Source organism: Actinoplanes sp. NPDC049668, assembly GCF_044465445.1.
Classification (GTDB): domain Bacteria; phylum Actinomycetota; class Actinomycetes; order Mycobacteriales; family Micromonosporaceae; genus Actinoplanes.
Window position 1 is genome coordinate 832,264 of record NZ_JBITLR010000002.1, and the last position, 26,673, is coordinate 858,936.

The 26,673-nt window shown below is 73.4% G+C and carries 22 protein-coding genes; 6 read left to right on the forward strand and 16 right to left on the reverse strand.

Annotated elements, in window-relative coordinates; genetic code table 11:
• Positions 1-34 precede the first annotated feature (34 nt).
• A complete protein-coding gene (locus ACIBSW_RS10690) occupies positions 35-3,316 on the forward strand; it encodes a TIM-barrel domain-containing protein (RefSeq protein WP_354726257.1) in 3,282 nt (1,093 codons plus the stop codon).
• Here ACIBSW_RS10690 and ACIBSW_RS10695 read toward each other — a convergent pair.
• The 3 genes from ACIBSW_RS10695 to ACIBSW_RS10705 all read right to left on the reverse strand — a co-directional run bounded on the left by ACIBSW_RS10695 (position 3,303) and on the right by ACIBSW_RS10705 (position 6,750).
• On the reverse strand, positions 3,303-5,123 hold the full coding sequence (locus ACIBSW_RS10695) for a CheR family methyltransferase (RefSeq protein ID WP_354726255.1): 1,821 nt from the start codon (positions 5,121-5,123) through the stop codon (positions 3,303-3,305). The two genes, ACIBSW_RS10690 and ACIBSW_RS10695, sit on opposite strands and share 14 nt — an antisense overlap.
• Positions 5,124-5,176: 53 nt before the next feature.
• Entirely contained in the window at positions 5,177-6,193 is a 1,017-nt protein-coding gene (locus ACIBSW_RS10700; RefSeq protein WP_354726253.1) for a chemotaxis protein CheB, read from the reverse strand.
• Between the two features lie 143 nt (positions 6,194-6,336).
• Positions 6,337-6,750 (reverse strand): CBS domain-containing protein, encoded by a 414-nt coding sequence (locus tag ACIBSW_RS10705; RefSeq protein WP_354726251.1) that lies wholly within the window; start codon positions 6,748-6,750, stop codon positions 6,337-6,339.
• A gap of 250 nt (positions 6,751-7,000) precedes the next feature.
• Here ACIBSW_RS10705 and ACIBSW_RS10710 point away from each other — a divergent pair, with 250 nt between their 5' ends.
• Complete coding sequence (locus ACIBSW_RS10710; protein ID WP_354726249.1) at positions 7,001-8,119, forward strand: SigB/SigF/SigG family RNA polymerase sigma factor; 1,119 nt, start codon at positions 7,001-7,003, stop codon at positions 8,117-8,119.
• On the opposite strand, the gene ACIBSW_RS10715 is transcribed toward ACIBSW_RS10710, so the two are convergent.
• Positions 8,082-8,834 (reverse strand): ATP-binding protein, encoded by a 753-nt coding sequence (locus ACIBSW_RS10715; protein WP_354726247.1) that lies wholly within the window; start codon positions 8,832-8,834, stop codon positions 8,082-8,084. The genes ACIBSW_RS10710 and ACIBSW_RS10715 overlap by 38 nt on opposite strands.
• An 86-nt stretch (positions 8,835-8,920) precedes the next feature.
• Entirely contained in the window at positions 8,921-9,439 is a 519-nt protein-coding gene (locus ACIBSW_RS10720) for a DUF1360 domain-containing protein (protein ID WP_404799317.1), read from the reverse strand.
• Between the two features lie 237 nt (positions 9,440-9,676).
• On the opposite strand from ACIBSW_RS10720, the gene ACIBSW_RS10725 reads away from it, so the two are divergent.
• A complete protein-coding gene (locus tag ACIBSW_RS10725) occupies positions 9,677-10,378 on the forward strand; it encodes a cutinase family protein (RefSeq protein ID WP_354726245.1) in 702 nt (233 codons plus the stop codon).
• Between the two features lie 6 nt (positions 10,379-10,384).
• Here the strand turns inward: ACIBSW_RS10725 and ACIBSW_RS10730 are convergent, their stop codons facing one another.
• Complete coding sequence (locus ACIBSW_RS10730; protein WP_354726243.1) at positions 10,385-11,107, reverse strand: hypothetical protein; 723 nt, start codon at positions 11,105-11,107, stop codon at positions 10,385-10,387.
• Positions 11,104-11,832 (reverse strand): ABC transporter ATP-binding protein, encoded by a 729-nt coding sequence (locus ACIBSW_RS10735; protein ID WP_354726241.1) that lies wholly within the window; start codon positions 11,830-11,832, stop codon positions 11,104-11,106. The genes ACIBSW_RS10730 and ACIBSW_RS10735 overlap by 4 nt, the downstream gene beginning before the upstream one ends.
• 124 nt (positions 11,833-11,956) lie before the next feature.
• On the opposite strand from ACIBSW_RS10735, the gene ACIBSW_RS10740 reads away from it, so the two are divergent.
• Together ACIBSW_RS10740 and ACIBSW_RS10745 are read left to right on the forward strand one after the other, a co-directional pair.
• The gene (locus ACIBSW_RS10740) at positions 11,957-13,093 is read left to right on the forward strand and encodes a histidine kinase (RefSeq protein ID WP_354726239.1); all 1,137 of its coding nucleotides are present in this window, start codon (positions 11,957-11,959) and stop codon (positions 13,091-13,093) included.
• Complete coding sequence (locus tag ACIBSW_RS10745; protein ID WP_354726237.1) at positions 13,090-13,692, forward strand: response regulator transcription factor; 603 nt, start codon at positions 13,090-13,092, stop codon at positions 13,690-13,692. Before ACIBSW_RS10740 ends, ACIBSW_RS10745 begins: the two co-directional genes overlap by 4 nt.
• Here ACIBSW_RS10745 and ACIBSW_RS10750 read toward each other — a convergent pair.
• The 4 genes from ACIBSW_RS10750 to ACIBSW_RS10765 all read right to left on the reverse strand — a co-directional run bounded on the left by ACIBSW_RS10750 (position 13,689) and on the right by ACIBSW_RS10765 (position 18,379).
• Positions 13,689-14,543, reverse strand: coding sequence for a hypothetical protein (locus ACIBSW_RS10750; RefSeq protein ID WP_354726235.1), 855 nt, complete (start codon positions 14,541-14,543; stop codon positions 13,689-13,691). The genes ACIBSW_RS10745 and ACIBSW_RS10750 overlap by 4 nt on opposite strands.
• A 3-nt stretch (positions 14,544-14,546) precedes the next feature.
• On the reverse strand, positions 14,547-16,319 hold the full coding sequence (locus ACIBSW_RS10755; RefSeq protein ID WP_354726233.1) for a PQQ-binding-like beta-propeller repeat protein: 1,773 nt from the start codon (positions 16,317-16,319) through the stop codon (positions 14,547-14,549).
• A gap of 85 nt (positions 16,320-16,404) precedes the next feature.
• Positions 16,405-17,847 carry an MATE family efflux transporter gene (locus ACIBSW_RS10760; RefSeq protein WP_354726231.1) on the reverse strand — a complete coding sequence of 481 codons (1,443 nt, stop codon included), beginning with the start codon at positions 17,845-17,847 and terminating at the stop codon, positions 16,405-16,407.
• A 94-nt stretch (positions 17,848-17,941) separates the two neighbouring features.
• Positions 17,942-18,379: a MarR family transcriptional regulator gene (locus ACIBSW_RS10765; protein WP_354726229.1), complete on the reverse strand. Its 438-nt coding sequence runs from the start codon at positions 18,377-18,379 to the stop codon at positions 17,942-17,944.
• Positions 18,380-18,509: 130 nt separating this feature from the next.
• On the opposite strand from ACIBSW_RS10765, the gene ACIBSW_RS10770 reads away from it, so the two are divergent.
• Entirely contained in the window at positions 18,510-19,442 is a 933-nt protein-coding gene (locus ACIBSW_RS10770) for a phosphotransferase (RefSeq protein WP_354726227.1), read from the forward strand.
• On the opposite strand, the gene ACIBSW_RS10775 is transcribed toward ACIBSW_RS10770, so the two are convergent.
• Genes ACIBSW_RS10775 through ACIBSW_RS10795 form a run of 5 tightly spaced genes read right to left on the reverse strand, consistent with a single transcriptional unit; the run spans position 19,443 to position 26,615 of the window.
• Positions 19,443-20,273: a carbohydrate ABC transporter permease gene (locus tag ACIBSW_RS10775; RefSeq protein ID WP_354726225.1), complete on the reverse strand. Its 831-nt coding sequence runs from the start codon at positions 20,271-20,273 to the stop codon at positions 19,443-19,445.
• A complete protein-coding gene (locus ACIBSW_RS10780) occupies positions 20,270-21,154 on the reverse strand; it encodes a sugar ABC transporter permease (RefSeq protein ID WP_354726223.1) in 885 nt (294 codons plus the stop codon). Before ACIBSW_RS10780 ends, ACIBSW_RS10775 begins: the two co-directional genes overlap by 4 nt.
• Positions 21,154-22,467: an extracellular solute-binding protein gene (locus ACIBSW_RS10785; protein ID WP_354726221.1), complete on the reverse strand. Its 1,314-nt coding sequence runs from the start codon at positions 22,465-22,467 to the stop codon at positions 21,154-21,156. The genes ACIBSW_RS10780 and ACIBSW_RS10785 overlap by 1 nt, the downstream gene beginning before the upstream one ends.
• Entirely contained in the window at positions 22,464-24,515 is a 2,052-nt protein-coding gene (locus tag ACIBSW_RS10790) for an alpha-galactosidase (RefSeq protein ID WP_354726219.1), read from the reverse strand. Before ACIBSW_RS10790 ends, ACIBSW_RS10785 begins: the two co-directional genes overlap by 4 nt.
• Positions 24,516-24,518: 3 nt before the next feature.
• Entirely contained in the window at positions 24,519-26,615 is a 2,097-nt protein-coding gene (locus tag ACIBSW_RS10795) for a carbohydrate-binding protein (RefSeq protein ID WP_354726217.1), read from the reverse strand.
• Between the last annotated feature and the right edge of the window lie 58 nt (positions 26,616-26,673).

Consider the following 26,673-nt stretch of genomic DNA (forward strand, 5'->3'; position numbering starts at 1 on the left):
TGTGACGTTCCTGTTACGCGCTCAGGGGGTCGTCGTGTCGAGGCATATCGGTGGCGCCCGCTTGGCGGGCCTGGTCTGCGCCCTGCTGCTGCTGACCGCGGCGCCCGGCGCGGCGATCGCCGCACCGCGGGCGCCGGAGATCCACGGCCAGACCGTCCGGGCGGGCCACCTGCGGGTGCAGGTGCTCACCGCGACGCTGCTGCGCCTGGAGTACGCGCAGGACGACGCGTTCGAGAACCGGCCGACGTTCAACGCCGTCGACCGCGACCCCGGGCGCACCTGGTTCGCCGCCTCGACGCGCGGCGGCGAACTGCGGGTGCGCACCAGCGCGCTGACGCTGCGATACCGGCTGGACAGCGGGCCGGTGACGCCCGCGAACACCACACTGGAGCTGCGCGTCGGCGGCCGGGCGGTCAGCGTGCACCCGGAGTTCGGCTCGCCCGCGCGCGACGACGCGCTCGGCGGCTGGTACCGCGGCCTGGACTACTACGCGGGGCAGGCCGGCCCGGCCGAGCAGATCAAGCTGCACCCCGGCATGCTCAACCGCGGCGGCTGGCACCTGCTCGACGACACCGCCACCGCGGTGCGGGCCGGCGACCGGGTCGCGGCGCGGCCTGCGCACGCCGGCGCCTACCAGGACGGCTACCTGTTCGGCTACGGCCACGACTTCCGGCGCGGCCTGGCCGACCTGCGCACGCTCACCGGGCCGTCGCTGCTCCCGCCGAAGTGGACCCTCGGCACCTGGTTCTCCAAGTACCAGGCGTACAGCGCCGCGGAATACGAGGATTCGCTGCTGCCCGCCTTCCGCGAGCACCAGGTGCCGCTCGACTCGCTGGTGATCGACACGGACTGGAAGGCGCCGAACCAGTGGGCCGGCTGGAACTGGAACGACGACCTGTTCCCGGAGCCGGAGGAGTTCCTCGACGGCCTGAACCGCCAGGGCATCGCCGCGACGCTCAACGTGCACGCCGCGATCTCCGGCGACGACCCGCGCTTCGCGCAGGCGCAGGCCACCGCGAAGGGCAAGCTGACCCGGGCGGCGAGCAGCTTCGCGCCGAACCCCTACCGCTTCGACTGGACCGACCCGGACCAGGCCGCGGCGTACGACGAGCTGCACCGGCCGTTCGAGGAGCAGGGCGTGCGGCAGTGGTGGCTGGACTACTGCTGCGACGACAGCGTCGCCGGCACGCCGGGCGTGACCGCGGACAGCTGGGTCAACGAGCTGTACCGGCTGGGCGGCGAGCGGCGCGGGCAGCGCGGCTTCTCGCTGTCGCGGATCGGCGCGTCGTTCCCGGCGTACACCACGCCCGGCCCCTCCGGGCCGTGGGCCGAGCACCGCAGCACGGTGCACTTCACCGGCGACACCCGGCCGGACTGGGAGAGCCTGCGGTTCGCCGCCGCGATGACGCCGGCCGAGGCGAGCATCGGGGTGTCCTACGTCAGCCACGACATCGGCAGCTTCGCGGGCAAGCACCTGCCCGGCGACCTCTACCTGCGCTGGGTGCAGCTCGGCGCGTTCCAGCCGATCCTGCGGCTGCACTCCGACCACGGCGACCGCCTGCCGTGGGAGTACGCCGACACGGTCGGCGAGCCGGCCGCGGACTTCCTGCGCCTGCGCGAGTCGCTGGTGCCGTACCTGTACACGGCGGCGCGGCAGACCTACGACACCGGGCTGCCGATGGCCCGGGCGCTGTACCTGGAATGGCCCGAGCTCGACGAGGCGTACCGGCACGACACCCAGTACCTGCTGGGCGACTCGCTGCTGGTCGCGCCGGTGACCAAGCCGGGGCTGAGCACCACCACGCCGGTGTGGTTCCCGCCGGGCACCTGGACCGACTTCTTCACCGGCGAGACGCTGCGCGGCCCGGGCACCCGCACGGTCGCCGCGACCCCGGACCGCCTGCCGGTGTACGTCCGCGCCGGCGGCATCGTCGCTCGCGCGCACCCGGCCGCCAACGTCGCCGCGCAGGCGCGCGACCGGCTCCGGCTCACCGTCTACCCGCACGCCCCGGGCCGCACCACGGTGTACGACGACGCCGGCGACGGCCTCGGCTACCGCGACGGCCGGTACGCCCGGATCCCGGTGCGCTACGACGAGGGCCGGCGCCAGACGCTCACCGTCGGCCCGGTCGCCGGCGCCTACCCGGGCGCACCGGCGGCCCGCCGGTACACGGTCGAGTTCGCCGGGGTCTCCCGCCCGCGCGTCGTCACCGTCGCCGGGCGCACCGCGCCGTTCGCCTACGACGCCGGCAGGCGCCTGCTCGTCGTGGAGGTGCCGGCCACGGCGGGCACCCGGGCGGTGACCGTCACGCACGACGGCCGGCCGCTGACCGTGGCGCGGCAGCCGGCCGTCGACCTGACCTTCACCGCACCGGACGGGCTGCAGTCCGGCGCGACCAGCCGCCTGGTGACGACCGCGCGCAACGACGGACCCGGCGCGATCCGGGCGCTGTCGGCGACGGTCGCCGCGCCGGCCGGCTGGGTGATCACCCCGCGGTCGCCGGCCACCGCCGCGTCGCTGGCGCCCGGCGACACGTTCACCGTCACCTACGACGTCACGCCGGCCGGCCCGTCACCGCGTACCGCCGACGTGGTCGCCCACCTGGCGTACCGCAATCCCGACGGCGGCGCGGCGAGCCTGCCCGCCGCGCTGAGCGTGCCGGTACGGCCGGTCGATGTCACGTTCCGGGTGCTGGCGCCGCCGGGCACCCCGGCCGGGGCGACTCTCTACCTGCCCGGCAACATCACCGAGCTGGGACCGTGGGATCCCGGCAAGCAGGCGATGACCGAGCGCGGCGACGGCGTGTGGGAGGCCACCATCACCGTGCTGGACGGCACCGACATCCAGTACAAGTACACCCGCGGCACCTGGGAGACCGTCGAGGACTGGGGCTCGATCGTCGGCACCAACAACCGCAGCGTCACGGTGGACGGCGGCATCACCCGCACCATGCTGGTCGACGACACCTCCACCGAGTGGGGCGAGCCCGGCGTGCCGGACACCCACCTGGCCATCCAGTACTGGCGCGACCCGCTGGTCGTCTCCGTCACCGCGACGGCGACCGCGGCCACCGTCGTGTTCCAGCGCGACGTCCAGCCCACCGGCGCCGACTACGGCGGCTCGGTCACCGTCACCGGGCCGGCCGGCGCGGTGCCGGGCACGGTCGCCGAGCCCGCGCCGGGGACGCTGGTGTGGACGCCGGCGGCGACGCTGGCGCCCGGGTCGTACACGCTCACGGTGGCGCAGGTGAGCAGCACCGGGCCGGGCGGCGTGCCGATCCGCGAGCCTTACACGTCGTCCGTCACGGTGCCGTGAGAGGCTGCCCGTCGTCCCCGGTGGGGTCCATGACGAGGAGGACGCCGAGCGCCGAGCCGTTGTCGCGGGCCAGGGCCGAACAGACGACGCGAACGTCGATGGCCCTGCCCCGCCGGTTCACCGCCGGCAGCGTCAGCTCCTGCGGGTGCGGCTCACCGGAGAGGATCAGCTTGATGGCGGGCCGCAGCTGATCGCTCGGCAGACCGATGTCCAGGCTCAGGAAGTGCTGGCCGACGGCCTCCTCGTGGCGCAGCCCCCACAGATCCTCGGCGCGCCGGTTCCACGCCTGCACCCGCATGTCCTGATCGATGACCGCGACACCGGCCCGCATGCCGGTGAGGACGGCCTCGAGGAACGCGTTGGCCGCGTCCAGCTCGCCGGTGCGGTCACGCAGCTCGTCGTTGATCGTCTGGAGCTCGTCGTTGGTCGACTGGAGCTCCTCGTTCATGGTCTCCAGCTCCTCGTTGGTCGACTGAAGCTCCTCGTTCGTCGTCTCCAGCTCCTCGTTGGTCGACTGCAACTCCTCGTACGCGGTCTCCAACTGCCGGTTGGCGTGCTCCAGGTCCTCCTGCAGGCGGTGCGCCGCCGTCATGTCGAGGAAGATCAGCGAAACCCCGAGCAGGTTGGCATCGTTCACCAGCGGGTTGATCTGCACCTCGAGGTGCACCTTGTCGTCCTTCGCGCGGAGGAACTCCACGTCGGTGAGCCGGTGCATCCGCCGTTCCACCTGCGCCTGCTCGATCAGCCCGCGCAGTTCCACCGGCCGATACGACAGGTCGAGATCGCGGAACGGCCGGCCGATGTCCTTGGTCGACACACCGAACATCGCCTCGGCCTGCCGGTTGGAGAGCGCCACCAGCCCGTCCGAGGTCACCACGACCTGGGCCACCGGGCTTGCGGTGAACGCCTCGCCACGCAGCCGGTCCAGCCCGACCAGCGCGTCGCGCGACGGGGCCGGCGGCATCTCGCTCAGGTAGCCGCCGGTCGTGGCGTTCGGCGGCAGCACCTTGCGGAAGATCCGTCGCTTGAGGTCGATCGGGGCGAACAGCTCGGCGTGGCTCAGCAGCATCTCCGCCTTGCCGAGGAAGAGGACCCCGTCGCGGCCGAGGGCGAAGTGGAACCGCGAGAGGATCCGCGACTGGGTCTCCGCGTTGAAGTACATCAGGGCGTTGCGGCACACCAGCAGATCGATCCGGGAGATCGGCGCGTCCTGCACGAGGTCGTTACGGCCGAAGATCACCGACCGGCGCAGGTCCTTGCGGAAGACGTACCTGCTCGCCGACGCCTCGAAGTAGCGCTCCAGCAGCTCGGGCGGCATCCCGGCGACGTCACGCTCGGAGTACGAGGCGTGCCGCGCCACCGCGAGCCCCTCCTCGTCGACGTCGGTGGCGTAGATCTTGACCCGGCGCCGGAACTCCTCGATCCCGAGGAGCTCCGACAGCATGATCGCCAGGCTGTACGCCTCCTCGCCCGAGGCGCAGCCGGCGCTCCACACCCGCAGCGGCACCCCGGTCTCGTTGGCCGCCAGCAGCGCCGGCATCACCTCGGCACGCAGGTAATCCCAGGCCTCCGCGTCGCGGAAGAAGCTGGTGACGTTGATCAGGATGGTGTTGAAGAGCGCGGTGAGCTCCTCCGGGTGCACCTGGAGGTAGTCCAGATAGTCGGCGTAGTCCGGCGCCGAGACCTGCGTCATCCGCCGGCCGACGCGCCGCATCAGGCTGGAACGCTTGTACCCGGTGCAGTCGAAGCCTCGCGACTCCTTCAGGTACAGCAGGAGCTGCTCGAACTGGAGATCCGGCTGCGTCACGGTCCTTACCGTACCGGCCGGCACGCGTGCCGCCTCGTCGCCGTGCGCGGGCATCACGCCTCCGCGGGAGCCTGGTCCAGTCGCCGGATCAATTCGCGGATCAGCTCACCGGCCTGGGTCGCCTCCCGCGCCGTCTCCTCGTACCTCTCGGCGGTGGCCTGATGCCTGCGTAGGTGTGCGTCCCGGCCCATGCGCCGGGCGAGGGCGGCCTTCTCCTCGAGGCTGCGCAGGGCCATCCACAGCGCGCCCTCGAACGCCGCCGCCTGCTCCTCGAGCAGGCTCCCCGGCGACCAGGCGTGCCCGACCCGGCACTGGTACCGCGGCGTGGGCTCGCCGACCACCTCGAAGAGGCCACCGTGGCAGGTGGGGCAGGCCAGCCCGGCCGGCCGGCCGGGAGGATCCTCCCTGGTGAAGCCGATCAGATCGTCCATCACCGCCTCCTGACGTGCGCTGTCGCCGAGAACCGCACCATGGTGATCACCGTCCACCAGCTTGGCCACGATCTCGGAGATCAATGAACCCAGCATCTCGGTGCGGCAGACCTGTGCCCGGCCGACGTGGTCGAGCACGCTACGGGGCATGGAGGCGTGCAGGGCGTCGTCCGGGTCCTGAATGACGACCGTGCCGCCATGCTCCGCGACCACGGCGGCGCCGGCCGTCCCGTCGTCGCGGGAACCGGACAGCACGACCGCGACGGTGCGGGGACCCGCCGCCCGCGCCGCGGACCGGAACAGCGGATCCACCGCGGGCCGGTGGCCGTTCCAGGCCGGCCCGCGGGACAGCCGCGCCCGGCCGTCGATGACGAGCAGGTGATGGTCCGGCGGCGCGATGATGATCTGGCCGGGCCGCAGCGGCTGCCCGTCGACCGCGCCGGTCACCGGCAGCGGCCCGACGCGATCCAGAATCATCGGCAGGGCGCTGGGCCCCGCGCGGGGCATGTGCAGCACCACCAGGACCGCGGCGGCGAGATCGGGGGCGAAGGCGCCGACCATCGTGCGCAGCGCCTCGACCCCACCGGCGGACGCGCCGACGACTACCAGAGGCACCACCTTCGCGAACCGGTCCTCCATCCTCGCAACGTACCCCCGGCACGGCCGGATCGAACCGCTCCGGGCAGGACGGGAACCGGCGATCAGGGCTGGGGCCACGGGGCATCCGCGCTCCGCGTGAACCGGCGGCGCCCGCCGCGGACACGCGACGGGCGCCGGTTCGGCTAGCGGGTGATGGCGTCGATCAGATCGCCGACCGGCCGGTCGGGAAGCGCCCTGGCCACGTCGGCGAGGGCGACCATGCCGACGAGCCGGTGCCCGTCGATCACCGGCAGCCGGCGTACCTGGTGGCCTGCCATGGTGTCGAGCACATCGGCGACGTCGTCGTCCGCGCCGATCGTGACCAGCTTTCCCTGGGCCAGCTCGCCCGCGGTCACCTGCGCCGGGTCCCGGCCCTGCGCGACCGCCTTGGTGACGATGTCGCGGTCGGTGAGCATGCCCCTGAGCCGGTCGTCGGCACCGCAGATGGGCAGCGACCCGACATCCAGGTCGACCATCTTGCGGCTCGCGTCCGTCAGGGTCTCCTTCTCCCCCACGCAGGTGACGTCGGGGCTCATGATCTCGCGCGCGGTGGTCATAGGCGCTCCGTCTCTCTCGTAGATACCCACCGCGTACCCCGACCTCGCCGCGATACTCCTACGCGGACGTGCCGACGTCCTGCCGCACCGTCCCCTCCCGTTGTCGGAGCGATCAGACAACGGTGGACGGCAGCGATACGCCGCTTCCGCGGTGCCGGGAGTTTGCCGTGGCAAGCGGGTGGGAAGTAGCTGCGTTCGGGGACGTGCCACCCGAATGGCATGTTGAACCGGTGCCCAGCGAGGGACGGCCATGTCAGCGCAAAGCTCCCGAAAACTCGAGGACCTCGATATCGCCGCCGTCGCCTACGCGGGCCGGGCGGCGGGCATGTCCGCCACCGACTTCGCGGTGGAGCGGAAACGCTTCACTGTGGAGTGTCTACCGCTGGCCCGCCGCCTCGCGGGCCGGTTCCGCGGCCGCGGCGAACCTCTGGAGGACCTGGAGCAGGTCGCCCGGCTCGGCCTGATCAAGGCCGTCGACCGGTACAAGCCCTCGCGCGGCTCGTTCACCGCGTACGCGATCAGCACGATCTCCGGTGAGCTGAAGCGCCACTTCCGGGACACCGCGTGGGCGGTGCACGTGCCGCGACCGGTCCGGGAGCTCCTCCTCGAGGTACGGCAGTCCCGGACCCAGTTGACCGGCGAGCTGTGCCGGACACCGACCGTTGCCGAGCTGGCCGAGCGCGTCGGGGTCACCGAGGGCGCGGTCAACGAGACGCTGGTGGCGAACGGCGGATACTCCCCCGCCTCGTTGGACGCGTCACCGGTCGCCGGCGACGGCGCGTCGGCCCGTACGCTCGGCGACCGGCTTGGTGCGAGCGACGGCGACCTGGAGTTCGTCGACGACAAGGTCACGGTGGCGGGGCTGCTACTGGGCCTGCCGGCCCGGGAGCGCCAGATGCTGGCGATGCGCTTCTACGGCAACCAGACACAGACCGAGATCGCCGCCGAGCTGGGCATCTCGCAGATGCACGTATCCCGGCTGCTCAACCGCGCCCTGTCCTGGCTGCGCGAGGCGATGCTCAGCGACACGCCGCCGCGGTGGAACGCCGCCGCCGGCAGGCAGGGGCTGCACCTGGCGGTGGACCGTGACGGCGGCCTGCTGACCGTGCGGGTGCAGGGCGAGGTCGACCGCGACTGCGCTTCCCGCATGCGCGGCTGCCTGCGCCACGCGGTCACGACCGCCGGGGTGGACCGGATGGTCGTGGATCTGTCCGGGGTCGCCCTGCTGGACGCCGCCGGCGTGACCGTCCTGATGGACGCGGCCTCGGCCGCCGCCGCGGCCGGCGTCGAGCTGAGGCTGGCGAACGCGGGACCGCACGTGCGGCCGACGCTCAAGCTCTGCGGGCTCGCCGACCTGAACCGCGGCTGACCCGGCCGAGGGATGCCCACACCACCTTGCCGCCGTCGACCGGGAGCCATCCCCAGCTGCGCGCCGTCGCCTCGACCAGTAGCAGCCCACGGCCGCCGGACTCGTCGGGGCGGCGGCGCCGCGGTTCGACGACCGAGCCGTCCCGCACGGCTATCGTCACGAACCGTGGCCGGAGCGAGATCCGCAACCTCGCCATCGTGCCCACGTGGTCCACCACGTTGGTGATCAGCTCGCTGGCGATCACGGAGGCCGGCGCGACCAGGTCGGGCAGGTCCCAGCGCAGGCAGGCCTCGGTGGCGATCACCCGGGCATGCCGGGGCGCACCGACGACCGGAAGCAGGTCGTCGACCACCGAGGGGAGGCTGCGCCCGTCGGCGCGGGCCCGTTCGCGTGCCGACTCGACGGTCGCCCTGAGCGGAAGGCGCTGGTAGGCGGCGCCGCCGAACATGAACCGAACCGGGTCGGTCGGCGCGCAGAACAGCACCGGGACGCCCGGCCAGCGCGCCGCCTGGCGGCCGACCGCCGAGAATACGGTCAGGGCGAGCGGCTCCTCGACCGACAGACCCGCCAGGTCCACGAAGAGGGTGTCCGGCTGCTCGGCCAGGCACTTGAACAGGCTGGTCCGCACCGAAGCCGCGTCGACCAGGCTCAGCTGTCCGGTCAAGGTGGCGGTCAGGCCGTCCGCATGGGTAGTCACCGAACAGTCGACTGCCATGGTCACGACCTCCCTGGATGAACCGCTACCCGCCGCGGCGCCGTGGCAAACCCGCCGCCGGCCGGATGGACGTACCGGTGCGGCGCTCAGCCCTGGGCGCCGCGCTTGGCGGCGTCGTAAGCGAGTTGCAGGAAGTCCGAGACCGTCGTGGCGGTCAGGACGGTGGCGCCCAGCCGGGTCAGCCGCGGCGCCAGCACCAGGCCGCCGGTCAGGCCGGTGGCCACCCACACCGCGAGGCAGAACGGGCAGGTGACCAGCTCCGCGATGCCGTGCCGCACGCTGCCGCCCTCGGCGCGCACCTCCTCGTTCAGTTCCCCGTCGCCGGCCGGCTCGACGTACCGGACGAACGGCGCGCGCAGCGGGCTCGTCACCGCGTCCTTGGCGAGCAGGCGACTGAGCTTGTGCGTGGCGATCGAGACCAGTACGACGTCGGCGAGGGCGGGCCGCTCGGGTGCGCGGCGCCCGGTGGCGCGGCCGGCCGCCGACAGGGCGGCCGCCAGGCCGCCGAACGCGGCCATCGCCGCGAGATATCCGCCCAGCGGCCGCCGCTCGTTCCCCGCGTAACCGTGGGCGGCATGCGTCATTCTGGCGCGCAGAGTGTCCAGCACGATGTCCTCCTCCGGGCGGGCCTGCCCACAGAGAACGTCTACCCCCAGATCCCCGCGGCAATCCGCCGGATGGCCGCGGCGCCGCGGCTCCCGGCCCGGTATTGGTACGCACCGCCGTGACCTGCGGATCAATTGTGCATCGTTTGTGAATAATTCCTCAGCGACCGTCCCGTCGCGGCAATTTCTGCGTAACAAGTGCATGAAGTTGCCGGCTGACGACGAAGGGACGACGCAATGCGCATGCGCACACTGCTGACGATCGGCGCGATGACGGTGGTCGGTGTCTCCGGCCTGGTGGTGGCACCGCTGACGTTCGCGGCGCAGGCACCCGCCGGCGCCTGCCCCGACGTGGAGATCATCGGCGCCCGCGGCACCACCGAACGACCCGGGCTCGGCGTCCTGATCGGACCGCTCGCCCAGCAGCTCACCCGGGGCCTGTCACAGACCGTACGGGCGACCGCCGTCGACTATCCCGCGTCGTTCAACTACCAGGCGAGCGTGCGCCAGGGTGTCACCGCCCTGGCCGCCGACCTCGAGCGCACGGCGGCGGCCTGCCCGCGTACCCGATTCGTCCTGGCCGGCTACTCGCAGGGCGCGAACGTCGTCGGCGACGCCCTCGTCGGACGGTCGGCCGGCGGCCGGGCCGCCGCCGGCCAGCCCGCGGTGCCGGCCGCGCTGTCCGGCCGGGTCGCGGCCGTGCTGCTCTTCGGCGACCCGACGTTCACCGCGGGCGAGTCCTTCAACGTCACCGACGGCGCCCGGTCCGGGATCCTCGCCCGCGGTGACGGCCGGCTCGACGCGTTCGCCGCGCGCACCCGGTCCTTCTGCAACCGCAACGACCGGTTCTGCCAGGGCGGGACCAGCCTGGCGGCGCACCTGGACTACTCGAAGTTCTTCGGCGACGCGGTCGGCTTCACCCGGGGCCGGCTCGGCTGAGCCGGGTCAGCCGCGCGGCTGCCAGCCGAACAGGCGCAGGGCGAGCGGCGCGGCCAGCACGAACGCCAGGGCCAGCGCCACCAGCGCGGGCAGCGTCGGCACGGCCTCCCAGCCCGACCTGGTCAGCTGTGCGACGGCCGAGCCGGGCAGGGCGAGCAGCGCCGCGGAGACGTCGCCCGGCGGCGCCACCGCCACCCGGTAGCCGCCGCCCATGATGGCCAGGGCGATCGGGACGGTGGTGAACTGGGCGTACTCGGGTGCGGAGGTGAACGCGGCGGTGCCGACCGCGAGCACACCCGCCAGCGCCGTACCGGCGGCGAGCGCCAGCACGGGCGCGAGCGGCCGGGACGGCCCGGGTGCGCCCGCCACCGCCACGATCGCGAACAGCAGCGCCGCCTGCAGCAGCGTCAGCACCACCGCCGGCGCGAGCACGCCCGCGAGGATGGCGGTGTCGCGGGCGCCCGACAGCCGCAGCCGCTTGAGCACGAACTGCTGGCGCCGCGACGCCAGCGCCGTGGTACCGGCCGTGTACGCCGTCAACGCCATCAGGGTCACCACCACCAGCGCGGCGGTCGCGCCGTCGCCGGCCTTGCCGGTGTCGGACTCGGCCCACACGATCAGCGCGCCGAGCGCCGTCGGCAGCGCACCCGCCAGCACCATCGCCGGCACGCTGCGGGTCAGCATGCGCAGCTCCGCGCCGGCGATGAGCAGCACCGACCGGGCGATCACGAGTTCACCTCCGGGCCGGCGATCCGGTGGAAGACCTCGGTCAGCGACCCGGAGCGGCGCACCTCGGCGACCGTGGCGCACAGCGCCAGCCGGCCCGCGTCCATGATGGCCACCCGGTCCGCCAGCTGCTCGGCCTCCTCCAGGTAGTGGGTGGTGAACAGGATCGTGGTGCCGCGCCGCGAGCGCTCCCGCAGCACCTGCCAGGTGTGCCGGCGCGACTGCGGATCCAGGCCCGACGTCGGCTCGTCGAGGATCAGCAGCCGCGGGTCGCCGCAGAGCGCGACCGCGAGATCCAGCCGGCGGCGCTCGCCGCCGGAGAGCTGCCGCACCCGCCGGGTGGCCTGCCGGGTGAGCCGCAGCTCGTCGATCAGCGCGTCGGCGGGCCCGGCGACGTCGCGGTGGCCGCGCAGGCGCAGCCACAGCCGGACGGTCTCGCGCACCCGCAGATCGGGGGCGCAGCCGCCCTCCTGCGGCACCACCCCGACCTCGCCGGCCACGGCCCGCCGCGCGAGCCAGGGATCGCGCCCGAGTATCCGCACGGTGCCGGCACCGGGCCGGCGCTCCCCCAGCAGCAGCTCCAGCGCGGTCGTCTTGCCCGCGCCGTTGGTGCCGAGCAGGGCGAAGAGGTCGCCGCGGCCGACGGTGAGGTCGATGCCGTGTATCACCTCGGCCGGGCCGTACGCGAAGCGCAGGCCGGCGCAGTCGATGATGCTCTCTGTGGTCATGTGCCGAGTCTCGGCGCGCCCGCGGCGGCCGGGTAGTGACGTCGTGGCACCGGCCCCGATGACAAACGTCATGAACCTGTTCCGGAGTTTCCGCCGCCGGGCTCGCGGGCCTCATCATGGGTGCGTGAAGCCCACCGCGCGGACGTCGACCGGCCTGGTCGCGCTGCGCCGGCTGACCTGGTGGGGCACGCTCGTCTGCCTGGCGTTCATCGTCGCGCTGGCCGTTGCCGAGTCGCTGTCCGTCCGGCCGGCCGCCGTCCGGCTGCTGCTGGTCGCCACCGTGCTCGGGGTGTGCGCGGTGGCGGCCCGTTACTTCGCCGTCGCGGTGCAGGACGCGCGCCCGCCGGGTTGGTGGCTCGCGGCCGGCGCGGCGCTGGCCGGCGCCGGCATGCTGGCGCTGTCCCGGGTCGCGGCGGAGGGCGGGTTTCCCTGGGTGCTGCCGGTCGCGGCACTCATCGCGGCGGTCTGCGCCGGCGTCGACCGGTCCTGGCGGTGGGTCCTGCCCGCCGGCGCCGCCATGACGGGCGTGGCGTCGGCGATCGGGTCGGCCGAAGGTTCCTGGACCGTGCCGGCGACCAACGCCGCCCTCGCGGTGGTGTGCGCGCTGGGGCTCTACTCCCAGGTCTGGGTGCTGCGGGTGGTGCAGCGCCTGGACCGGGCGCACCACCTGGAGCGGGCCGCGGCGCTGGCCGAGGAGCGGCTGCGGTTCGCCGCCGACCTGCACGACATCCAGGGCCACAGCCTGCAGGTCATCGCGCTCAAGAGCGAACTCGCCGAGCGGCTGGCGGGCGCCGATCCGGCGCGCGCGGTCGCGGAGATGCGCGACGTACAGGCGCTGGCCCGCCAGGCGCTCGGCGACACCCGCGAGGTGGTGCGCGGCTACCGCGCCGTCTCGCTCGACACCGAGATCGCGAACGCCGTCCGGGTGCTCAACGCCGCCGGCATCGAGTCCACCTGCGAGCGTTCCGGCGCGCCGCAGCTGTCGCCGGCCACCGAGAACCTGCTCGGGCTCGTCGTACGCGAGTGCACCACCAACGTCCTGCGGCACAGCGCGGCCCGGCACTGCGCGGTGTCGCTCGGATCCGGCCCGGACGGGGTGCGGCTGCGCTTCAGCAACGACGGGCCGCTCGGTGAGACGGCGGCGCCGGGCGGCCTCGCCGTGCTGGCGGACCGCCTCGCGGCGGCCGGCGGCCGGCTGGACCGGAGCCGGACCGACACCGAGTTCGCGGTGAGCGCCCACCTGCCCGCGGAGGCTCAGTGATCCGGCTGCTGCTCGCCGACGACGAGGACCTGCTGCGCGGCGCGCTCGGCACGCTGCTGACCCTGGAGCCGGACCTCTGCGTGGCCGGCGAGGCCGCCGACAGCCTGGCCGCGGTCCAGGTCGCCCTGCGGGTCCGCCCCGACCTGGCGGTGCTGGACCTCGAGATGCCGCCGGGCGACGGGCTGCAGGCCGCCACGGACATCCGGGCCCGGCTGGGCATCCCGGTCGTGCTCGTGACCCGGCACGCCCGCCCGGCCGTGCTGCGCCGGGCCCTCGCCGCCGGGGTCGGCGGCTTCGTGCCCAAGACGACGCCGGCGACCCGGCTCGCCGAGATCATCCGGGCCGTCCACGCCGGCCGGCGCTACGTCGACCCGGAGATCGCGGCGAGCGCGCTGACCGAGGACGACTGCCCGCTGACCGCCCGCGAGCTGGAGATCCTGCGCGTCGTCCGCGGCGGCGCGCCGATCGCGGACATCGCCGCGGCGGTGCACCTGGCGCCGGGCACGGTGCGCAACTACCTCTCCACGGCCATGGCCAAGCTGGGCGCCGCCACCCGCCACGCCGCCGCACACCACGCCTGGGAACAAGGCTGGATCTAGCCGAGCCGGAACCGGCCACCCTCCTCGATATACCGCGCCCCGTACGCCTTCGCCGCGCCGGTGATCCGGAAGTAGGCGTCCTCGGGCACCCGGGCCCGGTCGCGGTGCAGCCGCCCACGCGCGTCGAGATAGCTGGTGGTGCGCGCGCCGGCGCCGTCGATGTGGTCGATCCGGAAGACCCACCGGTAGCTGCGGCGCTGCGCGGTGACCGACACCCGCAGCGTCTCGCGCTCCGTCACCGTGACGTCCAGGTCGTGTTCGGCGAAGAACGGCTTGCCGGAGTGCATCAGGGACCTCGGCGGCCGGTCCATGTCCAGCGTGACCAGCCGGGTCTGCGAGTCGCCCGCGCAGTCGGTCGTCAGCTCGGTGCCGGCGGCGCTGGGTTCCGCCCGCACGCCGTCCGCGCGCACGTCCAGGATGCGGGTGGGCCGCTGGAGCCGGCCGGTGATGACGATCTCGACGGTGATGGCGCCGACCGGCGCGGCCCGCTCCCGGTCGAGGAGGGCGTCGAACGCCGGCGTATCGGAGCCGTCGACGGCCAGCAGCGGCGCGGCGCCGGTCCGCGGGTCGACGACCCGGTCGAGCGCGTATACCTGGCCGCAGGCAGGGATGGTCCCCACCGCGGGCTGGAACCCGCTGCCGGGCGTCGGCACCGGCTCCGGCGGCGGCACCACCCGGTTGACGTACGCGGTGGCGGCGGCGACGAGCACGGCCGTGACCACCGCGACGACCAGGGCGATGATCTTCGCCGACAGCCGCTGCCACCACGGCGCCTTCGGTTCCGGCGCGGCATCGGCGGCAGCGGGTGGCCGGGTCGCGGCGCGGCCGGGCGGCTTCTGTCGTCTGCCCATGCCTCAGACCGCCGAACAGCTCGGGCTGGCGGCGAGCCGGTCCGCGACCGCGCCGCCCAGCCGGCGCAGCGGCCCGCCGTCGCCGTACGCCCGCACGGTCGCCACGCACCGGCCGACCGCGAGCGACAGCAGGTGCCGGCTGTCGTCGTCGGGTTCGAGCTCGTCGCCGGTCCAGACCCACGCCGCCCGCCCGCCGGCCCGGGCCGGCACCGGACCCCGGGCGTACTCGGCCTGCACTCGCGCGGCCGAGGACGCACTGGCGTCGTCGCTCGCCAGCCAGACCACCGCCACCACCACCGTGGTGCCGTCGATCGAAGGCGGCAGCAGGCGGCAGCCGGGCGCGGGCGCGTCCATCACCGGTTCCGGCCGGAGCTCCGGCCGCACGCCCGGGTAGGCGGCCTCGTAATCCGCGGCGGTCAGCAGCCGGCAGGCGTCGGGCCACCGTCCGGCGGCGACCGAGGTGCCGAGGAAACCGGTCGGGCCGCCGCCCGTGCCCAGCCGGGAGATCCGGCCCCGCTGCTGCGGACCGGATTGCAGCAGGACGGATCCGTCCGCGTCCGCCCCGATCACCTCGGTGTCGGCGAGGCCGGTGCCGGACAGGGTCACGTCGCCGCTGCGCTCGTCCACGGCGGCGAGGATGCCGGGCCAGAGCGGCGGTGCGCTGCCGACGAGATACAGGAACCCTTTCCGCGTACGGAACGGGTGGTCGGCCGCGGGCAGCGGCACCACCCGTTCCCACCGGGGTTCGCCCGTGGCCGGGTCGACCATGGTCAGCGTCATCGTGCGCCCGTCGTCGCGCCGCGCGAGCAGCCCGTTGGTCGGCGACCCCGTCGGCTCGACGGGCTCGGAGCCGGCCGGGAGCAGCACGGGCCGGCCGTCCGCGACGCGGTAGAGGATGTCCGTCTGATCGGCGGCGCGAATCAGCTGCGTGCCGCCCGCGGTGAACATCTCGACGCCGTCGGTGCCGTCGAAGTCCCCGGGCTCCCGCGCAACCGCCCGGGACCACCGCTCCCGGCCCGTCCCGCCGTCGAGGACCCGGATCCGCCCGACGTCCCCGCACGCGTCGGCCACCGCGACGAACCCGGCCCCGGCGACCGCGTTCATCAGGTAGCAGCCGCCCGGCGCCGCCCGGGACCAACGCGGCCGACCGTCGCCGGGCCCGAGTCGCGTGACGGCGTCGCCGCAGCGAACCGTCGGCCCGTCCGCGGTGCCGGCGTCGATCTCGATCACCCGGTCGGCACAGGCCCGGGCCGCCCACCGCCACCGCGGCACGCCGGACTCGGCGTCAAGGGCACGGACGCCGCCGTCCTTCAGCAGGATCAGGTCGCCGGCGAGGACGGGGTCGCCGCCCTCACCCGGTCCGGCACGCCAGGCCACGCGGCCGGTGGCGAGGCTGACGGCGTCCACGCCCTCGTCTCCGGCGAGGAAGGCCAGCCCGCCCGGCGTGGTGGCGAGGCTCCGGTGGTGCCGGCCGGTCACCCACCGGCCGGACGTCGTGCCGGTCCACCGGACCGTTCCCCGGCGCGCGTCGACGACCTCGACGCGGTGCCGCCCGCGCGGCCCGGCGACGAGGTCGAGCAGCGCGAGGCTCTCCGACCCCGCGTCCAGGGCCACGTCGGCGTCGCCGACCGCGCGCTCCCACCGGGTGACGACGCCGGCGGCCGGCGGCTCGGCGGGCGCGCCGACCCGCCGGTGTCCCGCCGCGGACGGGACGAGGGTGATGAGGACGGCGCCCGTGATCAACGCGAGGAGCCGGGCGGAGGGCCGAGAAAGCACAACTCAAGCTGGGGTGTCCCGCCGCCCGGTGCCAGCGCAGTGTCACGTTCAGGACACCGGAACCAGCCGTTGGTGTGCCGGGTGCCTAGCCGGCGGCGGACAGGATCTCCTCGGCGCGTTCCGGGCTGCCCGTGGCGAGGCCGCGGTCGATCGCGCGGCGGGAGGCGAGCCACATCGCGACGCCGACCACGAACACGATGCCCTCGGTGACGGTCAGCGCCCAGACGATGCCGGCAAGCCCGAACCAGTGGTTGCCGAGCAGCACGATCGGGACGAACAGGACGCCCTGGGTCACCGACATCACGGTCGCCGCCACCGCCCGGCCGGTGGCCTGGAACAGCGACGTGATGAGGCCCGCGAACCCGTTCGCGACCATCGCCACCAGCTGCGCCGTGAGGATGGTGACGCCGATCGCGAGGACCGAGTCGTCGGCGGAGAACGCGGAGAGCACCTGCTCGCGGAAGACGAACACCGCCGTCGCGAAGACCAGGGTGATGGCGCCCACGGCGATCGCGGATCCGCGCAGCGCCGCGGCGAGGCGGCCCCGGTCCCCCTTGCCGTACGAGTAGGCGAGCAGCGGCAGCACGCCGAGCGTCACGCCCATCACCAGGAACTCCGGCACCTGCGCGATGCGGACCGCGACGCCCATGGCCGCGAGCGGGCCGTCGCCGTAGGCCGCCGCGAGGTTGTTGAGCACCAGCGAGGTGACGATCAGGAAGGCGGACTGGAGCAGCTCGCCGACGCCGACGCCGAAGACGGGCCCGACGACGGTCCGGCGGAGGGTGAACCAGCGCGGCGCGAGGCTCAGTTGCTCGCTGTGCCGCCGCAGCCAGGTGGCGAAGTAGCCGACGACGACGAGGCTCGAGAGGCCGACCGACAGGGCCGCACCGGCGACGCCCCAGCGCAGCACCAGGATGAACAGGACGTCGAACGCGACGTTCGCCACCGTCGACGCGATGAGCCCGATCATCACCTGGCGCGCGGCGCCCTCGGCCCGCAGGAGCTGCTCGAGGCAGAACGCCGCGGCGAGTACGGGCACGAACACGAGCAGGACGGCGACGAAGGCGGTCGTCGCGGGCACCGCGGCGGCGTCCGCGCCGAGCAGCGACACGAGCGGGTGCAGCAGGAGCAGCCCGGCCCCGCCGAACACGATCCCGGCGAGCACCGAGCCCCAGACGGCGAACGACGAGACGTGCTTGATCTCGCCCGCCTTCGCCGGCTCGTGCTCGGCCGCACCGAGCAGCCGCGAGATCAGCGCGCCGCCGCCGGTACCGAACACGCCGCCGACCGCCATGACCAGGCCGAGCAGCGGCGAGCCGAACATGATCGCGGCGAGCAGCGAGGTGTCGTGCAGCGAGCCGATGAAGCCGGCGTTGATGACGTTGTAGACGGCGCCGACGATCATCGCGGCGGCCATCGGCACGCAGAGGTGCACGAGGGCGCGGGTGATCGGCGCGGCCGAGAGGTACCAGCGGTTGGTGCCGGCGGCGGCGGCCTTCGCCGGCGGCTCGAGGGTCGTGATGCTCATGACAAGCTCCTGTTCCGGGCAGCGTCGAGCGCGCGGCGGCGGGAAGCCGTCACGGCGATGTTCTGGTTTGCGCGGCCGGGGCTGCGCCGAGGCGTTACCGGGTCGGTTGCGGCAGCTCCGCGGTGATCTTCGTGAGGAGGGCGTGCAGCGCCGACCGCTCGGAGCGGTCCAGCGGGGCGAGAATCGTCTCGTCGGCCTCGGCCATCGCGGCCTCGAATCCGGCGATCAGCTCGGCGCCGGGCGGCGTCGCGTAGACGCGTTTCCTGCGCTCGTCGCCGCCCTCGGTGCGGCGCTCGACGAGACCGCGGCGCTCGAGGCCCTGCAGCAGGCTCGAGACGCTCGCCGCGCTCGTGCGGCTGATCTGCGCGATGTCCCGCTGGATCGCCCCGGGGTTCTGCGCCAGGTAGCCGAGCACGAAGGCCTGCTCGTGGCTGAGCTCGCGGGCCCGGATCCAGTCCTCGCCGGCCTTGCGCTGAGCCCAGCCGATCCAGCGGAGCAGTTCGAGGGTGCCGGTGAGCTTCGGTGCGTCCATGCTTAGAACGCTAACTGTTAGAGTTCTAACCGTCAAGCTTCGAACTGGTTGTCGCATGGTTGCCGAACGGGCACACCGAGACCGCCGTCGATCGGTATCTTGTGGATCTCGTGCTACGAAAGGCTCGAGGATGCAGCTGGAACCACGGATACACAGGTGGATCGAGGACGTCGCGCTGCCCGGCCGCAAGGTCACCGGCGCCCGCCCGCTGACCGGCGGGTACAGCAACGACAACGTGCTGGTCGCCACCGCGGACGGGGACCGGTACGTGCTGCGCCGCTACCTGCGCACGAACTCCTGCGCGGTCGAGGCGGCGCTGGCCGGGCGGCTGGCCGGCGTGGTCCCGGTGGCCGAGGTGATCGCCGCCGATCCGGACTCCGCGACGGCCGGCGAGCCGGTGCTGCTGTCGGCGTTCGTGCCCGGCCGGCTGCTCGGCGACGTGCTGGCCGGGCTGCCCGACCCGGCGGCCGCCGAGCTGGGGCGCTCGACCGGGCGGGTGCTGGCCGGCATCGGGTCGGTGTCGTTCGCCGCGCCCGGCTTCTTCTCCGGCGGTGCGCTCGAGCCGGGCCCGGCCGGCATCGAGCCGACCGAGGGCCTCGACGCGTTCGTGCGGCGCTGCCTCGCCGAGGGCAACGCGGCCGGGCACCTCAGCGACGCCGAGCAGCGCGAGCTGCTGCGCTTCGCGGAGCTCAGCGCGCCCGGCCTCGAGGTGCTGCGCGGCTCCCGGCGCCTGGTGCACGCCGACTTCAACCCCAAGAACCTGCTGGTCGACCGGGACGAGGACGGCAGTTGGCGGGTCACCGCGGTGCTGGACTGGGAGTTCGCGTTCAGCAGCGCGCCGCTGTTCGACGTCGGCAACATGCTGCGCGACCCGCGGCCGGCCGCCTTCGAGGCGGGCTTCGTGGACGGCTTCCGCGACGGCGGCGGGCGGCTTCCCGCGGACTGGCGGCGGCTCAGCCGGGCCCTCGACCTGTACTCGCTGGCCGACCTGCTGACCCGCCCGGTCGACCATCGCTACTTCCGCCGCGCGGTCGAACGGATCCGCGACCTGGTCGCGGCCTGACTATTTGACCGCCCCGCCGGTGATACCGGAGATGATCCGCCGCTGGGCGACCGCGAAGACCACCACGAGCGGCAGGCTCATCAGGATCACGTACGCGAAGATCAGGTGCCAGTTGTTGAGGTAGAGGCCGGCGCTCGCCACCCGGAACAGGTTGAGCGGCAGCGTGTCCAGCCGGCCGCCGACCACGAAGAACGCGTAGAACACGTCGTTCCAGACGTACAGGCAGATCAGGATCGTCGCGGTGGCCAGCACCGGGCGCAGCAGCGGCAGCACCACCCGGCGGAAGACCAGCAGCGGGCCGGCGCCGTCGATCTGGGCGGCCTCCTCGAGCGCGACGGGGATGGTCCGGACGAAGCCGGTCACGAAGAAGATCACCGTGGAGAGGTAGATGCCGAGGTAGACGCAGATCATTCCGATCACCGTGCCGGCCAGGCCGAGCTGGCGCAGCAGCAGCACCACGGTGACGACGGCCGGCGGCAGGATGACGCCGCTGATGCCCAGGGCGTACAGCGCGGCGATGAGCCGGGACGAGCGGCGGGCCAGCACCCACGCGGCCATCGAGCCGAGGACCAGGACCAGCGCGACGGTGGGCACCACGACGATCAGGCTGCCGAACAGGGCGGCCGGCACGTCGGCCTCGGTCCACACCGTGCGCACGTTGTCGAGCAGGTGCCAGCGCGACGGCGGCGACAGGTCGGGGTCGATCGCCTCGGCCTGCGACTTGCCCGCGGTGGCCACGACGAGCCACAGCGGGATCCCGATCAGCACCACCACCAGGAGCAGCGCGGCGAACGGCTGGAGCCGGCGCAGCAGCCGCGAGTAGTCACTCACAGGATCTCCTCCCGCTTGCGCAGCACATAGATGACCGGGAACGCGAGCAGCGCCACCATCAGGAACAGCATCAGGCTCATCGTGGTGGCCTGCGCGAACAGCCCCTGCCCGAACGTCCGGTAGATGAAGATGTTGAGGATCTCGGTGGTGCGGGCCGGGCCGCCGCCGGTGGTGGCCTGCACGATGTCGAAGCCGTTCATCGAGCCGAGCAGCGCGGTCGCGACGTTGAAGGTGATCGCCGGCGCGAGCAGCGGCACCCGGATGGTCCAGAACGCCCGCCACCGCGAGGCGCCGTCGATGCCGGCGGCCTCCACCAGGTCCAGCGGAATGGACTTGAGGCCGGCCAGGTAGATCAGCATGGACAGGCCCATCCACTTCCAGGCGTGGATGAGCGCGACCACGACGATCATCCAGGTGGTGTCGCCGAGCACGCCGGTCGGCTTGAGCAGCGCCTGGAAGAGGTAGCCGACGGCGAGCGCCGACATCAGGACCGGCAGCAGAAGCAGCGTCCGGGCGACGCGGTTGACCCGGGTGTCGCGTTCCAGGAGTACGGCCAGGCCGAACCCGGACACGTTCTGGAAGATCGCCACGAGGACGGCGTAGACCAGGGTGATCCGCAGCGAGCGCCAGAGCGTGCCGTCGGACGCCAGCGAGGCGAAGTTGTCGAGGCCGACCGGGTTGATCTCGCTCTTGAAGCCGGACCAGTCGGTGAACGCGTACACGAAGTTGAAGGCGGTCGGCAGCACGAAGAAGACGACCAGGACCGCGTACGCGGGGATGAGGAACCACAGCGGATGCGTGCCGCGGACGATGGGCCGGCGGCCGCGGCGCGGGGCCGCGGCCGGCAGCACCGGATCGGGTACGAGGGTTGCGGTCGCCATCAGAAGCCGGTGGCCCCGGCCGCCTTGGCGAGCTGGGCGAACTGGGCCTGGGTGGCCTCGGCGACCTGGTCGGGCGTCATGGTCCCGGCGATCATGTCGGCCAGGTTGAGGTAGAGGTCGGGGTTGGCGACGGCCAGCGCCTGCATCGAGCCGACCGAGTCGGCGAGCGAGGCGTGCACGTCCAGCAGTGCCTGCGGCACACCGGCCGGGTCGGCGACCGCGGTCTGCAGCGAGACGGTGTTCCGGTCGGCCACGAAGTCGGCGTAGCCCGGGCCCATCCAGTACGCGAGCAGCTGCCGCGCCGCCGCCTCCCGCTTCGCGTCCCCGGTCCGGAACGCCACCAGCGCGTTGGACTGGTCCGGGATGAACGTGCCGACGTTGCCGGACGGCGAGATCGGGAAGAAGCCGATCTTCTTGTTCAGCGCCGCGGTGTCCGCCTTGGCCTGCAGCTGCCCGAAGAACGAGTTGACCTGCACCACCATGGCGGCCTTGCCGTCGAGCAGCGCCGCGCCCTGGTCCTCGAACTTGGCCGTCCTGATGTCGGAGTTGAACAGGCCCTCGCCGATCAGCGCCTGGTACTTCTCGATGGCGCCGAGCACGGTCGGGTCGGTGAACTTCTCGGAGCCGTTGTTGATGCGGTCCCAGAGCCCCTTCCTGGCCGCGTCCGCGAGCTGCACCTGCACCCACCACTGTGTCGCCCAGCGGTCGGCGCCCATCTCGTAGAACGGCGTGACGCCCTTGCCCTTCAGCTTGCGGGCCAGGGTCACCATCTCGTCGAAGCTCTTCGGCGCGGCGGTGATCCCGTTGGCCGCGAAGACCTCCTTGTTGTAGTAGACGCCCTCGACCGCCGGGCTGGTGACCAGCGCGGCGTAGCGGGCGTCGCCGAGCAGACCGGTGATGTCGCGCAGCGCCGGGTTCAGCGTGGACAGCCACGGCGCGCCGTCGAGCGGCTGGAGGTTCGCCTTGGCGTTGATCGCGGTCAGCATCGACGCGGTCGGCTGCCAGAACGCGAGGTCCGGCTTGTCCCCCGTGGCGACCTTGGTCTGCACGCCCTGCTCGTACGGGTCGGGGATGGTCACCACCGAGACGGTCGCGCCGGTCGCCTTCTGAAAGCCGTCGATCACCTTGGTCGGCACGGTGTTGCTGTTCTGCGCGGCCCAGATGGTGAGCTTGACGCCGTCGAGCCGGGCCGTCGGCTCGGGCCAGGTGACGGCGCCGCCGTCGGTGGCGGTGCCGGTCGCGCCGGGGTCGGAGCAGGCGGCGATACCGATCAGAAGTGTGGCGCCGGCGACGGCGCTGATCAGGCGTTTCATAGCTGTCCTTCGGTCGGGGTAAGTCGGAGCAGGCGGGCGGAGAAGGGTTCGTCGCCGGGCGCGGTGACGGTGAGCGTCCCGTCGACCGGCGACCAGTCGCAGGTCCACGCGGGCAGGTGCCGCGGGTAGAGCACGTCGGCCACGACGGGGCCGGCCAGCGGGAGCGTGACGCTCGGCGGTGCGCCGGGCCGCCGCCACAGCGCGAGGTAGGTGACGGCCGGCGCGCGCAGCGCGAGCGCCAGCCAGGTGTCGTCCCAGCCGGGCAGACCGAGCGGCCAGCCGGGTGCCGTCGCCGCGAGGTCGGTGCGGATCATCCGGTACGCCGCGACGCCGTCACGCACGGACCGCCGCTGCGCCTCGCTCATCGCGTCGAGGCGCCCCGACAGGTAGAGCCGGCCGGCAAGCCCGGTGACCATCGCGTACGCGATCTGCTCCTCGCCCATGGTGGGTTGCGGATATGCCCAGCTCGCGGCCTGCTCGGGCAGCACCGAGAGCGGCGCGGAAACCGCGATCGGCGGGTAGCGCCGCCAGTCCTGCTGGTCGCTCGTCGACTGCAGCTGCATCCGGCTGAGCAGCGCGTAGTCGGCCCGCATCCCGCCGGAGGCGCAGTTCTCCAGGATCAGCGCGGGGTGCCGGGCGTGCAGAGCGTCGAGCCAGTCGAGGTGCGCCCGGTTGTGCCCGAGCAGCCCGGCACCGGCGCTGTCCGCGAACAGGTCGGTGCCCGCGCCCGGGTCGATGTTGTAGTCGAGCTTCAGGTACCCGACGCCGAGCTGCTCGACGAGCCGGTCGACCACCTCGTCTAGGTGCGCGACCGCGGCCGGGTGCCGCAGGTCGAGGTGGTACCGGCCGTGCTCGACCAGCCGGACCCCGCCGCGTTGCAGGAACGCCTCGGCGGGCAGCTTGTCCTGCATCGGGCTGCGCACCCCGATCACCTCGGGCTCGAGCCAGAGGCCGGCGGTCATCCCCCGGTCGCGGATCCGGGCGATGACCTCCTCGATGCCGCCCGGGAAGCGGGTCTGCGACGGCTGCCACTCGCCGACGCTGTCCCACCAGGTGGTGTCGTTGTCGTACCAGCCGGCGTCCACGCAGAACACCTCGGCGCCGGCCGCGGCCGCCGCGTCGATGAGCGGCAGCAGCTTGGCTGTGGTGGGGTCGCCCATCAGCGTGTTCATGTAGTCGTTGAAGACCACCGGCAGCGCGGCCCGGTCGGGGTGCGGCCGGGCCAGCGCCCGCCGGTGCGCGGTGAGCTGGGCGACCGCGTCCTCCAGACGGCCGCCGGCCAGCGCGAGCGAGACGGGCACGGTGGTGAACGACTCGCCCGGCTCGAGCCGCCGCTGCCACTGGTGGTCCAGGTCGGTCGGGCCGAGCAGCGCGACGTAGGCACCGTCGAGCCGCTCGCCGGTCTCCCACCTCCACGGCCCGTTGTGCTCGACCTGCCACAGCCAGGCCCCGCCGCCGTCGCGGTCGATGAGCCCGCCGACCGGCAGGTACGTGCCGGTCGACCAGGTGCCGGTGCTGACCTGGGCGTACCGGCCGCGCCCGTGCTGGGCGTGCAGCGGCAGGCCCAGGTCGGGTACGAGCCCGTCGCGCAGTGGGCGCCGGGTCCAGCGGCCCTCGCCGAGCCATTCGCCGCGCCCCGACAGCAGGTCGAGGCCCGCGACACGGCCGGACAGGCCGAGGGCGAGCGAGGTGACGCCGAGCAGCAGGATCGGCTCGGCGCCCTCGTTGGTCACGGTGGTCCGCGCCTGGCAGGCGGCGACGCCGTCCGCCGAGCGCAGGGTCACCCGGGCGGCCAGCCCGCTCCGCTCGTCGCGCTGGTCGACGCGCAGCTCGTGCCAGCGGCCGTCGCGCCGCTGCTCGCTGCCGCGCCACCGCATGCCCCGGCCGATCTCGGTGCCGGCGAAGCGCTGCGAGACGTGCGCCCGGCCGTAGCCGGCGGCGAGCACCTCGACCAGCGGTTGCGTGGTCGATTCGCCGAGGACCGCGGGCCCGTCGTCCGGCGCCTCGATGACGATCCGGAGCGCGCGATGCCCCCAGGTGACCCTCATCCCTCAGCCGACCGGCGCGGCGAGCTGGACGCGGTCGATGTTCGGCGCGTAGCCGGTGGAGGCGTTGCCGAACGTGATGGTGTTGGCGCCCGCGGCCAGGTCGACGTCGACCACCGTGGTCCGGTAGGTGGACCAGCCGAGCGTGTTGCGGAAGTAGACCTTCTTCGCCGCGCCGCCGTTGGCGCTGATCTCGGCGTACCGGTCGACGATGTTGCTGTTGTAGTTGGTCGCGCCGTCGCCGAGCTCGCCGTTCGCGTAGCCGACCACCAGGCGGTAGCGGCCCGCGCTCGGCACGGTCACGCCGTTGAAGCGCAGCGTGTTCGCGCCGCCGGCGCCCAGCCAGCCGACGTACCGGCCGCCCGAGGCGGCCGCGTCGGCGGTCACCACGGCGGTCCCGCCGAGCGTGTTGGCCGCCCCCTCCGCCTCGTACGCGGTGACCACGCCGGTGGCCGCCGCGACGTCCAGGTAGTCCAGGTTGACCGCGTCCCGGTCGTCGCTCGCGTACGCGTTGTACTCGACCCGGCTGATCCCGGCCGGCAGGAAGACCTTCGTGGTGGCGGTGTTCCAGGTGTTCCAGTCGGCGGTGCCGGTCAGGGCGACGGTGGTCAGGTCGGCGCCGTTCAGCCGTACGCGGATCGACCGGTCGGCCGGCGCGCCGGTGTACGGCCCGGCCGAGTAGCGCAGGCCCAGGTTGTAGTAGCCGTCGGAGGGCACCGAGACGACGAACCGGGTGCTCGCCGTGCCGCTCGCGCCGTAGCCCTCGACGAAGTAGGTACCGGCGATCCGCGCGGTGCCGGCGATCGCGGCGTACTCGGCCTCGTAGCGACGGGCCGGCGCCACGTCGCCGTTCGGGGTCACGATGACCTGGTAGGCGGACTGTCCCTTGAGGCCGGTGAGCGGGATCGTGGCCTGCCCGCCGCCCACCGCGAAGTCGCCCTCCTTGACCACGTACGGCCCGGCCGACGGGTTGAGGCCGGAGGTGTCCACGCCCCAGACGGTCGCGTGCACGGTCGTGCCGAGGTACGACGGGACGCCCTTGACCACGACGTTCGTGTCGTACGTTCCGGTACCGGGGTTGTTGCCGCCGAAGATCACCCGGGCCTGCTTCTTGGCGGCGTCGAGCGCGGCGAGGCCCTGCAGCGAGCCCCCGGCGCTGGGCGGTGTCACGGCGACCGTGTTGCCGGTCAGCTCGCCGTACCACTTGTAGAGCCACCAGCCGCCGGTCGCCTGGTTGTTGCGGGTGACCAGGTCGTTGAGCCCGCCCGCGGTGGTCCAGTACGCGAGGCAGCCGTCCACCTTGCTGGCCTCGAACTTCGCGACGAACTGCACGAGGTTGCCGGGCACGCCGAGGTCGCCGGACGACCGGCCGTACTCGTTGATGGTGATCGGCCGCGCGCTCAGGCCGAGGCCGGCCTCGATCGCGCGGTAGTCGTTGTAGTGGCTCTGCCAGCTGGTGAAGAAGTCGTTGCCGAGTTCGTGCCAGGTCATCACGTCCGGGAGCACGCCGTTGTCGCGGGCGAAGGTGAGGAAGGCGCGCAGGTCGGCCGAGCGGTAGGAGGCGAAGTTCGGCCCGGCGATCCGGGCGCCCGGGTCGATCGAGCGGATCCGCCGGAACACCGTGCGCCAGTCGGCGAGCAGGCCGGCGAGGTTGCCCGAGTACCAGATGAGGTCGGGCTCGTTGAACGGCACGTAGACGTAGGAGCCGCGGTACTCCTCGGCGACCACCTTGCGGGCGATCGTGTCCACCTTGGCCAGGTAGTCGGCGATCCCGAGGTTCTCGTACGGCCACTGCTTGTAGACGTCCTGCAGGTAGATCTGGATGTCGCGGCCGCCGGCGCGCTTGAACATCGGGGCGATCCGCAGCGCGTCGCCGTTGGGGTGCTGCAGGCCGTCGGGTGCCTTCTGCGCGGTCACCTGCGGCCTGAGCGCGGCCAGCATGGTCTCGTTGGGTATGCCCTCGTCGCCCAGCCCGTACAGGAAGCCGGTCGCGCCGTAGCGCAGGGCTCCCGTGCTCGCCGCCAGGTCGACGGTGAGCTGCGACGCCGCCGCGCGCGCCGGGGTGGCGATCGTCGTGGCCGCCAGCGCGATGACGCCGATCATGGCTACTGTCCTCGATCTCATGGCCCTCCCTCTTCCCTGCCGAGATGTGACCGGTCAC

Excerpts from the sequence above, each read along its gene's own strand:
- ACIBSW_RS10700 (WP_354726253.1), bottom strand. The coding sequence starts at position 6,193 with ATGGAGGACCGGTTCGCGAAGGTGGTGCCTCTGGTAGTCGTCGGCGCG.
- ACIBSW_RS10705 (WP_354726251.1), bottom strand. The coding sequence starts at position 6,750 with ATGACCACCGCGCGCGAGATCATGAGCCCCGACGTCACCTGCGTGGGG.
- ACIBSW_RS10710 (WP_354726249.1), top strand. The coding sequence starts at position 7,001 with ATGTCAGCGCAAAGCTCCCGAAAACTCGAGGACCTCGATATCGCCGCC.
- ACIBSW_RS10715 (WP_354726247.1), bottom strand. The coding sequence starts at position 8,834 with ATGGCAGTCGACTGTTCGGTGACTACCCATGCGGACGGCCTGACCGCC.
- ACIBSW_RS10725 (WP_354726245.1), top strand. The coding sequence starts at position 9,677 with ATGCGCATGCGCACACTGCTGACGATCGGCGCGATGACGGTGGTCGGT.
- ACIBSW_RS10735 (WP_354726241.1), bottom strand. The coding sequence starts at position 11,832 with ATGACCACAGAGAGCATCATCGACTGCGCCGGCCTGCGCTTCGCGTAC.
- ACIBSW_RS10750 (WP_354726235.1), bottom strand. The coding sequence starts at position 14,543 with ATGGGCAGACGACAGAAGCCGCCCGGCCGCGCCGCGACCCGGCCACCC.
- ACIBSW_RS10760 (WP_354726231.1), bottom strand. The coding sequence starts at position 17,847 with ATGAGCATCACGACCCTCGAGCCGCCGGCGAAGGCCGCCGCCGCCGGC.
- ACIBSW_RS10765 (WP_354726229.1), bottom strand. The coding sequence starts at position 18,379 with ATGGACGCACCGAAGCTCACCGGCACCCTCGAACTGCTCCGCTGGATC.
- ACIBSW_RS10770 (WP_354726227.1), top strand. The coding sequence starts at position 18,510 with ATGCAGCTGGAACCACGGATACACAGGTGGATCGAGGACGTCGCGCTG.
- ACIBSW_RS10780 (WP_354726223.1), bottom strand. The coding sequence starts at position 21,154 with ATGGCGACCGCAACCCTCGTACCCGATCCGGTGCTGCCGGCCGCGGCC.
- ACIBSW_RS10785 (WP_354726221.1), bottom strand. The coding sequence starts at position 22,467 with ATGAAACGCCTGATCAGCGCCGTCGCCGGCGCCACACTTCTGATCGGT.
- ACIBSW_RS10790 (WP_354726219.1), bottom strand. The coding sequence starts at position 24,515 with ATGAGGGTCACCTGGGGGCATCGCGCGCTCCGGATCGTCATCGAGGCG.
- ACIBSW_RS10795 (WP_354726217.1), bottom strand. The coding sequence starts at position 26,615 with ATGATCGGCGTCATCGCGCTGGCGGCCACGACGATCGCCACCCCGGCG.